This is a genomic window from Streptomyces sp. NBC_01314 (assembly GCF_041435215.1).
GTDB lineage: Bacteria > Actinomycetota > Actinomycetes > Streptomycetales > Streptomycetaceae > Streptomyces.
Window position 1 is genome coordinate 1195755 of record NZ_CP108394.1, and the last position, 13810, is coordinate 1209564.

The following is a 13810-nucleotide window of genomic DNA, read 5'->3' on the forward strand; positions in this document are numbered from 1 at the left end:
GCCGGTGCCGGGGTGCGGCCCGGGATGGTTGTGAGGGCGCGTTCGTGCCTGCGGCGATGAGCGGCGCGTCGTCACCGCGGGCGGCGAGGCCGGCGGGCTCAGGCCCGTACCACCGCGGCGAGGTCTACCAGCAGGACGTCGGCCACCAGTTCCTCGACCACCGCGGTGCCGTGGCCGAGGATGGCGGGGGTCAGTTCGGGGTCCCAGGGTGCTTCGGTGAGACGGCCGGGCCCGGGGCCGTTCGGGGTGCGGGCGACCGCGGCACGGTAGTCGGCCGCCGCCATGCGCCAGGGCCGGGCCGGTGTCTTGTCCAGGAGATACGCGGCGATACGGATGCCTTCGCCGTCGAAGTCGCCGTGGTGACGGAGGGTCGCGCCGTGGTCCGCGAGGAGGCGGAGAAGGTGGACGACCGCACTGTTGGGCCAGCCGGACGTGCACACGAGCGGCGGACAGGCCGGGCCGAAGCGGCGTACGGCCAGGGCCAGGATGCTGGGGTTCTCGACGGCGTGGACGACGGGCGCGGGCTCCGCGGCGAGGGCGAACTCGCCCGGGGCCCGCAGTTGGGCGAGGGTCAGGGCGGCGCCCTGTCCGGCCTCGGCGCAGACGCGGGTCACACGGGCGAGCGGGCCGTCGCCGGACGGGCGCAGTCCGCCGACGAGAACGGTGGCGGACAGATCGTCGTCGGCGACACCCGCACGCGTCCACAAGGCGCGCCGGTCCGCCGCGGACCGCGGCGGGGCGCTGTCGTGGAGGGCCGCCAGCGCGCGCAGGACGAGGGCGGACAGGCGCGTGCCGTCGTCGAGGGCGTGCGAGTCGCCCCTCAGGACCCGGGCCGCGAACACGGGCAGTGGCTCCGCCTCGGCGGGCAGCGCCGCGAGCACGGTCAGTGCGTCGGTCAGCTGGGACCGGGTGCGTTCCGGTGAGCCGCCGACCAGGCCGGCGGCTCGGCAGGAGGCGGCCCAGTCGGCGAGCGCGGGCTGGGCCCGCACGATGGCGTGACCGTCCAACCAGGCCCACAGTTCGGCCCGTTCGCCTTCCTGGCGGCGTCGTTCGCCGGCGCGGTCGTCGAGGGGACCGACGAGTTCGGTGACGGTTTCGCGTACCGTCCGGCCCCACAGTTCGGTGACGGCCTCCTCCAGGCGGGCCAGGGCGACAAAGGGGGCGGGGTCCGGCAGCCGGTCCAGACCGAGCAGGTCGGCGAGGGCCTCGCGCTGGGCGTCGTCGAGCGGTCCGAGACGCACCCGGGTGACGGGGCGGCCGGAGGAGAGCCGGCGGTGGACCGTGTGCCAGAGCGTGCGGAGTTCGGGCCGGCGCAGGGTGCGTTCGCCCAGGGCCTGTTCGCGTGGGGTCATCCCGTCTCCAGGTCGGTGCCGTTCCAGACGAAACGGGCGCTGGTGACCGCGTCGTCGTGCCCGTCGGTGAGGAGTTGGTGGACGGCGATGCCGGGCAGCTCGCCGTAGGTGCACCATTCGTGGTCGGAGGTGACCATGAGGTCCAGGTCGAGCGCGGTGAGCAGGGCGAAGACCTGTCCGCGGTTGACGGTGTCGACACCGACGAAGACCTCGTCCAGCAGGATCGGCCGGGGTGCCAGCGGCACCGCCTCGTAGTGGGCGGCGACGGCGGCGAACAGCGGCAGGTGCAGGGCGATGGCCTTCTCGCCGCCGGAGAGCGCGCCGTGCAGCTTCTTCGTCAGCGGCTGCCAGCCCGTGCCGTTGGCCCGGTCGAGACGGACGGTGAAGCGGTGCCAGGCGGTGTAGTCGAGCACCTCGCCGAGCTGTTCCTCCCAGCTGGCGGCCGTGTCACTGCCCTTGGCCTCCCCGATACGGGCGCGGAAGAAGGTGTGCAGGGCCTCCCGGTCGGTCTCGGTGACCCGACCGGGGTCCTTCAGCAGCAGCTGCCGGGCGGTGCGGGTGCTGTCCGGAAGATCCGGACGGACGTCCCAGACGAGTTGGACGGCGACTTTGGAGGCGGTCCGGACCCGCTCCAGGTGCCCGTTCATGCGGTCGACGAGTTCTCCGGCCTGACGGATGCGGACCGCGAGGTGGCGGCGGATGTCGCCGGTGAGGATCTGGTCGAAGAGGCGCCGCTCGCCGGTGGTGATGTCGTCGCGGCTGCGGTCGCGTTCCTGGGTGAGCGTGGTGCGCAGGCCCGTCGCCCCCACGCGTACGCCGTCCAGGGTGGCGGTGAACAGCTGGACGTCGTCGTCGGGTTCCAGGTCCAGGTCGGCACGGGCGCCGAGGCGTCGGCGGGCCTCGTGGACCGCTTCCGAGAGACGGGTCGCCGCGTCGCCCAGGTTGCGTGGGGCGTGCGGGATTCCGGGCCAGTTCGCCGCGACGGCGCGGGCGGCCTCCAGGGTGGCCCTGGTGCCGTCCCCGGCGTCGGGTCCCGGTGCGATGCCGGCGTCCTCGGCCAGCCCGACCAGACACAGGTGCCGGAACCGGTGCGCCGCGCGGTCCCGGACCAGGACGGCCTGCTCCCGTCGTTCGGTGTCCTGTCCGCTGGTGGCCCGCAGTCCGCCGATCCGCCCTTCCAGGCGGAGCAGGAGATCGGCCGCCCGAGCCGCCGCCTCCCTGCAGCGGCGCAGTTCCTCGCGCGCCTCGGCCATGCGCGCGACGATCTGCCGGTAGTCCTCGCCGACGGTGGCCTCCACCGCCGCCAGGCGCGCCCGCAGACCCGCCGCCTCGGCCTCGGCGGCAGCGGCTTCCTCGGCCCGTTCCTCGGCCGCCCGGCGCGAACGGTCCGCCGACGCGGCCGTCCGGTGGCTTCGGTCGGCCGCGGCGGTCGCGGTGAGACGGGCGTCCACCCAGCTGTCGGCGGTGTCCCGGAACCTGTCGATGTCGGCGGAGAGTGCGCGCAACCGGCCGCGGTCGGTGGGGAGTTGGTGTTCCGCGGCTTGGCGGCTGAGCGTGCGCAGAGCGCCCGCCACCGCGCCCTCGCACCGCGCCAGACGCCCGGCGGCGTCGCGTACGGCGTCGTCCCGGGCGGCCACTTTCTCCTCGGCCCGGTCCCGGTCCCGCCCCCGTGCGTCGAGTTCCCGGTGGTCGGGGCGGGCGGCGCGGTCGGCGTCCAGCCGGGCGCGGCGGGCGGCGAGGCCGCGCGACCGGTCGTCGAGCGCGGCGAGGGAGGCGTTCGTCCCGCCGATACGGTCGGTCAGTTCACCGATCCTGCGCTGCCGGGCCCGCTGCCGGGCGAGGGCGCCGATGTGGGCCGGTTCCGGCTTGCTCCAGGAGCCGGTGGCGAGGGCCAGACGCCAGGCACCGTCGGCCGACACGGCCGCGGAGTGGCCGTCGGGCAGACCCGGGCCGTACGCGACACCGGCGAGGAGGCGGGTCACGGTGTCGACCGGGACAGGGATGCCCTCCTCGGGTCTCAGCACCTCCAGCAGGCTGGGCCCCGGCACGGTCACGGCCAGGGCGGCCTCGGCGCGGGTGTCGTGACCCGGCAGTCGGATCCCGTCGTAGGGGCTGACCCAGGCGTCCAGAAGGCCCGACGCCTCCAGGGCGGCCTCCACCCCGGCCTGGACGGGCAGCGGGACGCCTTCACGGAAGGCGATCAGCCGCCACAGGGGTGCTCCCGCCGTCGCCGTGCGGACGGTGGTGCGGGTGGACGGGGGCGGAGGCGGCAGGTCGGTTTCGCCGCTGAGGCGTCGTATCTCCTCCGCGAGTCGGCCACGTTCCTCCCGCAGGCCCTGGCGTGCGGCTCGGGCGGTGGCCTCCGCGGTGGCGATCTCCTGCTCCAGCGGGCGTGCGGCGGCTTCGGCCAGGGCCGTCACCTCGGCCTCGGTCGCCGCTGCGGCCGCCAGTTCCCCGGGGTCGGCGATGCGCAGTTCCGTGCAGCCCCCGGCCCAGGCGAGCAGCCGTTCCGCCTGTGCGGCGAGGGCGTCGTCCCGGGCCGCGGAGGCTTCGTCCCGCCGGGCGATCGTCTCCGCGAACCGGGCACGGGCCTCGTCCAACAGGTCCTCGGCGGCGCCCCGGTCGCGTACCGCGTGATCGTGGTCGTCGATCGCCTCGGTGACGAGGGCGACCTGCTGCCGTCGGGCGGTGACCGCGCCCCGCAGCAGCCGACGCGCCTGCCGGGCCCCGTTCTCGCCCGCCGGAGAGGTGGCGTCGAAGTCCTCGGGCCGGCCGTCGCCCACCGCACGCCGTGTGCCGTCGGGAAGGGGCACCGCGGGGTCCGTGCGCAGGATCGCGTGCGCCTCGTGGTGGAGGGACTCCAGGCCCGCCGAACGGGCCGCCAGGCGTGCTTCCTCGGCGGCTTCGCGCGCGTGCTCGTCGAGGGTGCGGGCCCGGCCCGCCGCCGCGTCGGCGTGCCTGCGGTCCTCCTCCGCCCCGGCCCGGGCGGTCCGGGCGAGGGCGCGCTGCCGTCCGGCGGTGGCCGCCCCTTCTTCGCTGCGGCGGCGGAGCCGGTCCAGTTCCTCGCCCTGCTTGTACGCGTCGCTCTCCCGCAGGCCCTCGACGGTCTCCTCCAGGGCGTGTACGCGCAGTTCCTGTTCCGCGCGCAGGGTCCGGGCCGACTCGCGTTGCGTCAGCGCCTGTTCGAGCTGCTCGGCGCTCTGCCGGGCGACGCGGGTGAGGTCGTCCATCTCCGTGGTCGCCGAGATCAGCGCGGCCGAACCGGCGCGCAGAACCCGTCGCGCGTAGCCGCGTTGCTGGGATGCGACCGTCTCGGCCGCCGCCACCTCGTCGTCGAGCCGCTTGAGGTGTTCCCGCTGGCGGTCCAGCCGCTCGAAGCCCTCGGCGAGTTCGGCGATCTCGCCCTCGCCCAGGGGCGGGAGGGCCCGGGACAGCAAGGTGGAGAGCAGGGACGGGTCGAGCCGTTCGGACAGTTTGGGCTGGCGCAGCTGGAGCAGGGCGGACAGCAGCGACTCGTATCGCTGCTCCCCCATGCCGGCGAAGAGTTCACGTCGTACGGCCGTGCGGTGGTCGGTGGCCGAGGCGTGTACGTCGCCGCGGTCGCGCAGGGCTTCGGAGAGGGCGGCCCGGGTCAGTGGCTGTCCCGCCTCGTTGACCAGGAGCACACCGTCGGGGTGGGCGATCCTGGCGCCGGTGGTGAAGTAGTCGGCGTGCACCCCGGTGGTGTGCACGCTCGCCTGCAGGCGAGCCCCGCAGCCGAACCAGCGCTCGGTGCCGTCGTCGGCGACACGGCGGAACTCCATCCACACGTACCCGACGCGGGTCTTCCCGGAGGCCCCTTCGCCCAGCAGGTTCCAGTGCATGGTGCGCTCCGAACCGCCGAACGTGGAGAGGCGATTGGGGCGGAGGCTGGCGTCGAAGAGGAAGGGCAGCAGCAGTTCCAGGGCCTTGGACTTGCCCGAGCCGTTCTGGCCGCGCAGCAGCAGGCGGCCCTGGTGGAAGGTGAAGGTCTCGTCGTAGTAGCGCCAGACGTTGAGGATGCCCGCGCGGTGCGGCTGCCAGCGGCTGCCGGGTGTGTCCGCCGCCCGCGCCGGTGTCCCGGCCGGTTCGGTGGACTCCGGCCGCGGGGGAAGGGGAAACTCAGGCCGCCGAGGGAAGGGAAGCTCTGTCACGCTCACTGCTTGTCTCTCTCTGCTTCCGGTTCCGAACTCGTCGTCCCCGTCAGGCGGTAGCGGTACGCGGCCGGGCGCGCCACGACACGGCCCCCGGTCCGGTGGGCGAGGCCTACGTCACGCAGGACGCGTACGGCGTCGTCGGTCAGCCGGGCCGCGCCGTCCTCGGACTGATAGGCCTTGGCCCAGCGCGGGAAGCGGCGCAGCAGATCCGTGCCGGCCTCGGCGAGCTGCTCGGGGAGCATCCCGGCGGGCGCGGCGCACAGTGGTTCGAGAAGGAGCAGTGCGGCGACCCGCGCGGTGGACGTGTCGTCGGGGAAACGGGCGTCGGTGGCCAGCGCGTCCGGGTCGACGAGCAGGAAGCCCTCGGCGCGTTCCTCCAGGAGGAACCCGGCCTGCTCGACCGAGCGGCGCAGGATCTGGCGTCCGGTCAGGGAGGTGACGTACGCCAGCTCGTCGTCGGCGAGGTCCGACCGGTACAGGACGGGGTCGTCGAAGAGGCGGCGCAACACCGAGTGACGCAACCTCAGATTGCGCTGGGCGTCCGTGGCGGCCGTCTCGCCGTGCTCCTCCTCGTCCGCCGTCCCGGCGGCGGCGACCGTGCCGCCGTAGCGTCGCTCGCGCACCAGACCCATGAGGAGTTCCCCGAACCGCGCGGGCACCTCGTCCGGGGGCACGGCGAGGCGGGAGGCGCCGACGGGTGCCGCGGGCAGCCGCATCAGCAGCGTGGTGTCCACGCGGTAGAGGACCTTCGCCTCCGCGGACGCGACGTACGCCTCGGTCGCCCCGTCCACGGCGCGCAGCACGTCGTACGACTCCAGCAGCCTCAGCACGTCGACGAACGCCATCCTCTCGGCGCGGTGGACCGGGTCGAACGCGGGCAGCGCCCGGTCGGCGACCGTGGCCCGGACGACCCGGTCGGCGAGCATGCCGATGGTCGTCATCGGCATCGACAGCAGTTCGGCCGCGGTCACGCACAGCAGCACATAACGCCGGCGGTCGAACGGGGCCCGGCCCGAACGCGCTCTGCGGGCCGGGCGGGAGTCGTCCGGGTCGGCGCGGACCTTGGCGAGGCGGGCGTAGCCCCGGCGGGGCTCCACCACCAGGCTCCAGCCGCAGGTGTAGTCGAACCACTGGGCCAGCGGCTCACGACGCCGACGTACCAGCTCGAAGCCGGCCGGGTCGGAGGCCTCGGTGAGCAGGGGGCGGGCCAGCAGGAGGCGCACGGCGCGGGTGACCTCCTCTCTTTCCGCGGCGGCCAGTTGGTTGGCGAGGGTGCTCATCCCGTCGCCTCCCGCCGTGCGGCGCCGAGGGCCGGGAAGGCGGTGGCTCCTCCCGCTTCCGTGATGTGGACGACGTAGTCCGGTCCGGCCAGCGAACCCTTCGCCGTGCGCAGCAGGGCGGTCCGGCCGTCGGGATGCGCGGCCAGTGCGATCTCCACCCGGCCGTCCCCGGTGGTGGCGCGCCGCAGCCCGCCCGCGTCCGGCCGGGCGGACAGGGCACGGCCCAGCAGGTCCAGAAGCCGGTCGAAGACAGCGGGGTCCAGTTCACCGAAGGAGGACAGTCGCACGGGTCCGTCCGTCTCCAACGCCCGCCAGGCACGCGCGAGTTCCGCTCGCTCCGCGCGAGCCCGCTCGGCGCGCTCCGCCCTCACCGCCGCCACGTCCCGCACCCTGGCCGTGCGAGTGAAGCGCTCCGTCCGTCCGCTGGTCCGCAGCAGCGCCGACACCTCCACGGGCGGGGCCTCGGCCCAGGACCGGGACGACGGGATCAGCTCCGGGTCGGGGTGCGCGAGGTGGGCGTGGCGCGCCGGGCCGAGCCCGAAGGCCGCCGACCACAGCCGGTGCAGGTCCTCCTCCGCCGGGGCCGCGGCGAACCAGCGCGCCAGCTCCCGGAAGTCCTGCACGGCGCTGGAGGAGCGGCGCCGTGACTCGTTGATCCGCTCCAGGACCTGCAGGAGGGAGACGATGGCCCGCCGGGCGATGTCGTGCAGCTGCTCGATCCGGGGCCGCGCCCCGTCGTCCGGCAGGAACCACGCCCGCAGCCCCACCCAGCGCGCCCGCCGGCTCTCCAGCCAGCCGGCCGCCGGGTCCTCCCCGGCCACCGGCGGCAACTCGGCCCCGCGCAGCGCCCGCTCGCGCAGCACCGCGATCCCCCGCTCCTCCACGCGGGCCACGGCGGCGGCGACCGTCTGCCCGCGCCGGTCCAGGTTGACCAGGAACTCCTGCAGATACGCGACCGTGGCGGCCTTGACCTCGCGGAACACCTCAAGGTCCGCGCTCTCGGCGCGCAGCAGCCGCTGGAGTTCGCCGTTGAACGCCTTGGTGTTCTCCACCAGGGCCTCCAGATGCCCCTCCAGCTCGCGCAGGGTGCTGAAGATCCGGCGATCGGCCGAGGCGGGTTCGCCGGACAGCAGGGACAGTTCGTCCAGCCGGTCTGCGATCGCCTCCAGCACGGCCGTCTGCAGCGCCCCCGTGGAGGCGAGGACCTCCAGCGCGTGCCGTACTCCGGCGAGGGCGGCCTCGCCCCGGCGGGTCAGCGAGTACTGCAGGTTGCGGCGCTCGTACTCCTCGGCCGTGCGGTAGTTCTCCGCGTGGTTGTGCACCACGTCCAGGAGCTCCCACTGCACGAGTCTCCGTAGTGCCTCGTGCAGTTCGTCGTCCTCGACCGGCGCCGCCCAGCCCACCCCGCGCAGCCACTCGCGGACCGCGTCGAGTCCGAGTGCCGTCTCCAGGTGCTCGCCGGCCGCACCGAAGGCGTCCAGCACCGCCCCGTACAGATCGGACCGCTCCACCGTCGTGAACCGGAACATCTCGGGTGGAACCCTACGCACGCCCGTCGCCCTCCCCCACCGCCTCGTCGGCATCCGGATCTCCACCGTAGAGGGCGGCACCGATATTCAGTAATGCGTCCCGGAACAGCGGATTCATCCGGCCGGAATCGGGCGGTCTCCTCGCGTTCGGGCCGGACCGGAAGGAGGGGAGGCGGGGCCCGGAGGCCGTCTCGCAGGCGCGCGGGCCGACAGTGCTTCGAGCAGGAGGTCGACGCCTCCTCGAAGGAGCTCTTACCCACGGTGCGCGGGTCCTGGCGCACCGCGGTCAGGGCGGGGTCGGGGTACGACGCCGGGTCCAGCCCTCGGTAGACGTCCTGCCACGCCTGGTCGTCGGCCTCGCGCTGCCGGGCAGCGCCTGCGCGAACCATCTCGACGCGCTCACGAGCGGCATCACCGTCGGCAGGGCGGCCGATCTGGTCGTCCTCGACCGCGACCCGTTCAGCGGCCCGCCCGGGGACATCGCGGCCACCCGGGTCCTGGAGACCTTTGTGGACGGGGTGCGCGTGCACGCGGCTCCCGACGCGTGATGCCGACGTCTCCCGGCGTTGTGACGCCCGCATAACGGATGCATGCCGAACTCTTGACGACAGTCGTGTGACTGCGTAGACATGACTACGCAGACATGACAGCGCAGTCAGAGAGGTGATGTCTGACATCATTGGACTGTTCGTGACGGTCACCGGGAGGCATCATGACGCGAGGTACGGGGCGGGGCGCAGGCCCCGCGGCACCGAGCAGTACGGATGTGGCGCGGCTGGCCGGGGTCTCGCAGAAGACCGTGTCGAGGGTCTTCAACGACGAGCCGTACGTCTCCGCGGACGTGCGCAGACGTGTCACGGAGGCCGCCGAGCAGCTCGGTTACCGGCGTAACAACGCCGCCCGGGCACTGGCCTCGGGGCGGACCCGCTCCATCGGGGTGGTGACGCTGGGGACGGCTCTGTACGGTCCCGCCTCGCTGCTCATGGGCGTCGAGCGGGTCGTCCGGGACACCGGCTACGCGCTCCGCGTGGTCAACACCATGGAGGGCGACCCCGCGGGTATCGCGGGGGCCGTGGACTCGCTTCTCGACCAGGGCGTGGACGGCATCGTCATCTCCGAGCCGATAGACGAGGCGGCAGAGAACGGCGGCATGGCTCCGCGTGTCGCCGTGCCGGTGCTGGTCATCGGCGCACCGCCGTTCGTCACCGCGCCCGCGGTGCTGAACGTGGGTGACGGCGCCGACCTGATGGCGCGTACCGCCACCGAACACCTGCTGGGGCTGGGCCACACGACGGTCCATCACCTGGCGGGCCCGCAGCGCTGGTACGCCGCCCGGGACCGTCTGGAGGGATGGCGGTCCACGCTGACGGCACGGGGGAAAGACCTGCCCGAGGTCGTCCGGGGCGACTGGTCGGCCGCGTCGGGATACGCGGCCGGACGCGAACTGGCCGAGAACCGTGACGTCACGGCGGTCTTCGCCGCCAACGACGACATGGCGATCGGTCTGATCCGCGCGCTGGCGGAGGCCGGGCGCCGGGTGCCGCAGGACGTCAGCGTCGTCGGCTTCGACGACATCCCGGTCGCCGCCTATGTGACTCCTCCCCTGACCACGGTGCGGCAGCCGTTCGACGCCGTGGCGCAGGAGGGGCTCAAGCGTCTCGTGCACGCCATCGAGAACCCCGACGCGGACCCCTTGCCGCCGAGCGACCCACCGGTCGACCTCGTCGTCCGCGCCTCGACCGCGCCACCGCCGAGCCGGACGACCCCGGCCCGCGGACGGCGTACCGCCTCCCGCGTCCGCGTGGGCACGCCCGCCCCGCCGCAGCCCGACGGAGGCGCCGCCTTACAGCACTGACCGCCAGCCGCCAGCCGCCAGCCCGGACCGCACCACGCACGGCCGGCGCGTGACCCCTGAACGAGCCGCTGTACCGTCACGCCCCCGCCACTCCGGCGCGCCCCTCACACGGTCGACGTAGGGCCGCCCCCCGAATCCAGCAGCGTGCACGAGTCGCCTCTCCACGTCTGCCCGGACACCTCGCCCTGTTCGTTCCGGCCGCGATCCGACGCCGTACCAGCAGCACCCGGTACACGGTCGGCCGCGTCCACGCGGACGCGATCCCGACCACGCGGGCCTTCGAGCCCGGTCCTCGCGTCCACCCCGAAGCAACCCACACACCTCCGCACGCCTTCATCAGGCGTGCCGCCATCTTCGCCATCGGCTGGAGTTCACCATGCCCAGAAACGCGTCCACATTCGCCTCGTCCGCGATGAGCCGTCGCCTGTTCCTCACGACGACGGGTGCCCTGTCGCTCGGGGCGGCCCTCACCGCCTGCGGCGGCGGTGACTCCGGCGGCTCCTCCGGCTCCGCCGAGGCGGTCAGCCAGGCCGACATCGACAAGGCGATGAAGACGCCGACCGAGCTGACGTTCTGGACCTGGGTCCCGAACATCGCCAAGGAGATCGCGCTCTTCGAGAAGAAGTACCCGGCGATCAAGATCAAGGTCGTCAACGCCGGCCAGGGCACCCCGCAGTACACCAAGCTGCGTACGGCGCTGAAGGCGGGCAGCGGCGCCCCGGACATGGTGCAGATCGAGTTCCAGGCGATCCCCACGTTCACCATCACCGACAGCCTGCTGGACCTGCGCCCGTACGGCGCCGCCAAGTTGAAGGACACGTTCGTCGACTGGACGTGGAGCCAGGTCAGCGGCGCCAAGGGCGAGGTGTGGGCGATCCCGCAGGACACCGGCCCGATGGGCCTGCTGTACCGCAAGGACATCTTCGACAAGCACGGCATCGACGTGCCGGGCACCTGGGACGAGTTCGCCGAAGCGGCACGCAAGCTGCACAAGGCCGACCCCGACGTCTACCTCACCAACCTCGCCCCCAGCCAGCCCGCCGCCTGGCACGGACTGCTGTGGCAGGCCGGCGCCAAGCCGTACGCCACCTCCGGCAAGAGCGACATCACCATCAGCGTCGACGACGCCGTCTCCCAGAAGCTCGGCGCGTACTGGGGCGGTCTGGCGAAGGAAGGCGTGATCAGCGCCGATCCGGACTTCACCGACGGCTGGTACGCCGGGCTCAACAAGGGCAAGTACGCCACCTGGATCACCGCCGCCTGGGGCCCGGCCTTCCTCTCCGGCTCGGCCAAGGCCACCGCCGGCAAGTGGCGCGCGGCCCCGCTTCCCCAGTGGGACGCGGCCAAGCCCAGCGCGGGCAACTGGGGCGGCTCGACCACCTCGGTCATCCGCTCCACCAAGAACCCCATCGCGGCGGCCCTGTTCGCGCAGTTCCTCAACACCGACCCCGCCACCACCAAGATGTTCGCCACCGAGCAGTTCTTCTTCCCGGCGACCAAGGCCCTGCTCACGGACACGGAGTTCGTCTCGGACGCGCCGTCCTTCTACGGCGGCCAGAAGGTCAACCAGGTCTTCGCCGACATCAGCGCCACCGTGGACCCCTCCTTCCAGTGGCCGCCGTTCCTCGACCAGGCGGCGACCGACTGGACCGAGACCGTCGGCAAGTCCCTCGCCGACAAGACCGACACCGTCCGCGCCCTCGGCAGCTGGCAGTCACGGCTCACCAAGTACGCCAAGAACCAGGGCTTCACCGTCAAGGGAAGCTGAGATGGCCGCCACACGCCGGACCCGCTCGGCGGGACCACTCTTCGTCGCACCGTTCCTGGTGCTGTTCCTGCTGCTCTTCCTCGCCCCGCTCGGCTACGCCGCCTATCTCAGTCTCTTCCAGACACGTCTGATCGGCGGGACGGTCTTCGTCGGCCTCGACAACTACGTCCAGGCCTTCGGCGACTCCCAGTTCCTGCACGGAGTCGGCCGCGTGGCGCTGTTCTTCGTGGTCCAGGTCCCCGTGATGCTGCTGCTGGCCCTGCTGTTCGCCCTCGCGCTCGACAGCGGCCTGCTGCGCATGTCGCGCGTGATCCGGCTGGGCATCTTCGTCCCGTACGCGGTGCCCAGCGTGGTCGCCGCGCTCATGTGGGGCTATCTGTACGGCCCGGACTTCGGCCCGTTCGCCCAGCTGAGCCGGAACCTGGACCTGCCGGTCCCCGCCTTCCTCAGCGAAGGCTGGATGCTCGGCAGCCTCGCGAACATCGTGACCTGGGAGTTCGTCGGCTACAACATGATCATCCTGTACGCCGCGCTGCGCACGATCCCGGAGGAGCTGTACGAGGCCGCCGCGATGGACGGCGCCGGGGCCTGGCGTATCGCCTGGTCCATCAAACTTCCCGCGCTCCGCCCGGCGTTGCTGCTCACCCTGCTCTTCTCGGTGATCGGCAGCTTCCAGCTCTTCAACGAGCCGAAACTGCTCAAGGACATCGCCCCAGACGTGATCAGCAGCTCCTACACCGCCAACCTCTACGCCTACACGCTCTCCTTCACCGGCCAGCAGGTCAACTACGCGGCCACGGTGTCCTTCCTCCTCGGACTCGTCATCGTGATCGCCTCCTACGGCGTCCTGCTCACCGCGAACCGCAGGAGGACCCCGTGACGACGACCACCCCGGCGCCCACGGTCGCCGCGAAGGCGAAGAAGCCGACGCGCATCGCCTACCGGAAAAGCCGCCCGGCCCGCCGCAGCACCCCGCTGACGATCGCCATGCTGGCCGCCCTGGCCTACTTCCTCCTCCCCCTGTGCTGGCTGCTGATCGCCTCGACCAAGAGCACCCAGGACCTGTTCAACAGCTTCGGCCTGTGGTTCTCCGACGCCCCGCAGCTGCTGACGAACATCAAGGAGACCTTCACCCAGGACAACGGCGTCTTCGTGCACTGGCTGCTCAACACGGTCATGTACGCCGGAGTCAGCGCGGTCGGGGCCGCGCTGCTCGCGGCCGCCGCGGGGTACGGCTTCGCCAAGTACCGTTTCCGCGGCGACCGGGCCGCCTTCAACCTGGTACTCGGCGCGGTCATGGTGCCGACCACCGCGCTGGCCATCCCGACCTACCTGCTGTTCGCGCAGGCCGGCCTGGCCAACACCCCCTGGGCGATCATCCTGCCCTCGCTGGTCAACCCGTTCGGCCTGTACCTGATGCGCGTCTACGCCGAGGACGCCGTCCCGGACAGCATCCTGGAGGCCGCCCGTATCGACGGGGCCGGCGAGGCCCGGATCTTCTTCGGGATCGCGCTGCGGCTGATGGGTCCCGGCGTGGTGACGGTCCTGCTGTTCACCCTGGTGGCGACCTGGAACAACTACTTCCTGCCGCTGATCATGCTCAACGACCCCGACCTGTACCCGATCACCGTGGGCCTGGCCTCCTGGGCCGCGCAGGCGCAGAACGGCGGGGCCGGAGCCAGCAGCGACATGCTCGCGCTCGTCGTGACCGGCTCACTGATCTCGATCGTCCCGCTCGTCGTGGCGTTCCTGATGCTGCAGCGGTACTGGCAGAGCGGTCTGGCCACCGGCGGCGTCAAGCAGTAGGGCACACAGCCCTCGTACCATTCCCCCCACTCTTTCTCTCGGAGG

9 protein-coding genes are annotated in these 13810 nt (G+C 72.7%); 5 read left to right on the forward strand and 4 right to left on the reverse strand.

The features are described from left to right. Positions 1-98: 98 nt before the first annotated feature. The 4 genes from OG622_RS05390 to OG622_RS05405 are packed head-to-tail and all read right to left on the reverse strand — an operon-like array spanning position 99 to position 8357. A complete protein-coding gene (locus tag OG622_RS05390; protein WP_371573797.1) occupies positions 99-1352 on the reverse strand; it encodes a TIGR02679 family protein in 1254 nt (417 codons plus the stop codon). Further along, positions 1349-5530, reverse strand: a complete 4182-nt coding sequence (locus tag OG622_RS05395; RefSeq protein ID WP_371573799.1) for a TIGR02680 family protein — start codon at positions 5528-5530, stop codon at positions 1349-1351. Before OG622_RS05395 ends, OG622_RS05390 begins: the two co-directional genes overlap by 4 nt. Next, positions 5527-6807 (reverse strand): TIGR02678 family protein, encoded by a 1281-nt coding sequence (locus OG622_RS05400; protein WP_371573801.1) that lies wholly within the window; start codon positions 6805-6807, stop codon positions 5527-5529. The genes OG622_RS05395 and OG622_RS05400 overlap by 4 nt, the downstream gene beginning before the upstream one ends. Then, positions 6804-8357: a TIGR02677 family protein gene (locus tag OG622_RS05405; RefSeq protein ID WP_371573803.1), complete on the reverse strand. Its 1554-nt coding sequence runs from the start codon at positions 8355-8357 to the stop codon at positions 6804-6806. The genes OG622_RS05400 and OG622_RS05405 overlap by 4 nt, the downstream gene beginning before the upstream one ends. 191 nt (positions 8358-8548) lie before the next feature. Between OG622_RS05405 and OG622_RS05410 the strand changes: the two genes are divergently transcribed. The 5 genes from OG622_RS05410 to OG622_RS05430 all read left to right on the forward strand — a co-directional run bounded on the left by OG622_RS05410 (position 8549) and on the right by OG622_RS05430 (position 13765). Beyond that, positions 8549-8884 (forward strand): amidohydrolase family protein, encoded by a 336-nt coding sequence (locus OG622_RS05410; RefSeq protein WP_371573805.1) that lies wholly within the window; start codon positions 8549-8551, stop codon positions 8882-8884. Between the two features lie 164 nt (positions 8885-9048). After that, entirely contained in the window at positions 9049-10191 is a 1143-nt protein-coding gene (locus OG622_RS05415; protein ID WP_371573806.1) for a LacI family DNA-binding transcriptional regulator, read from the forward strand. 376 nt (positions 10192-10567) lie between these two features. Further along, entirely contained in the window at positions 10568-11959 is a 1392-nt protein-coding gene (locus OG622_RS05420; RefSeq protein WP_371573808.1) for an ABC transporter substrate-binding protein, read from the forward strand. A gap of 1 nt (position 11960) precedes the next feature. Further along, positions 11961-12839, forward strand: coding sequence for a carbohydrate ABC transporter permease (locus tag OG622_RS05425; protein WP_371573809.1), 879 nt, complete (start codon positions 11961-11963; stop codon positions 12837-12839). Further along, positions 12836-13765, forward strand: coding sequence for a carbohydrate ABC transporter permease (locus tag OG622_RS05430; protein ID WP_371573811.1), 930 nt, complete (start codon positions 12836-12838; stop codon positions 13763-13765). The genes OG622_RS05425 and OG622_RS05430 overlap by 4 nt, the downstream gene beginning before the upstream one ends. The last annotated feature ends 45 nt before the right edge of the window (positions 13766-13810 follow it).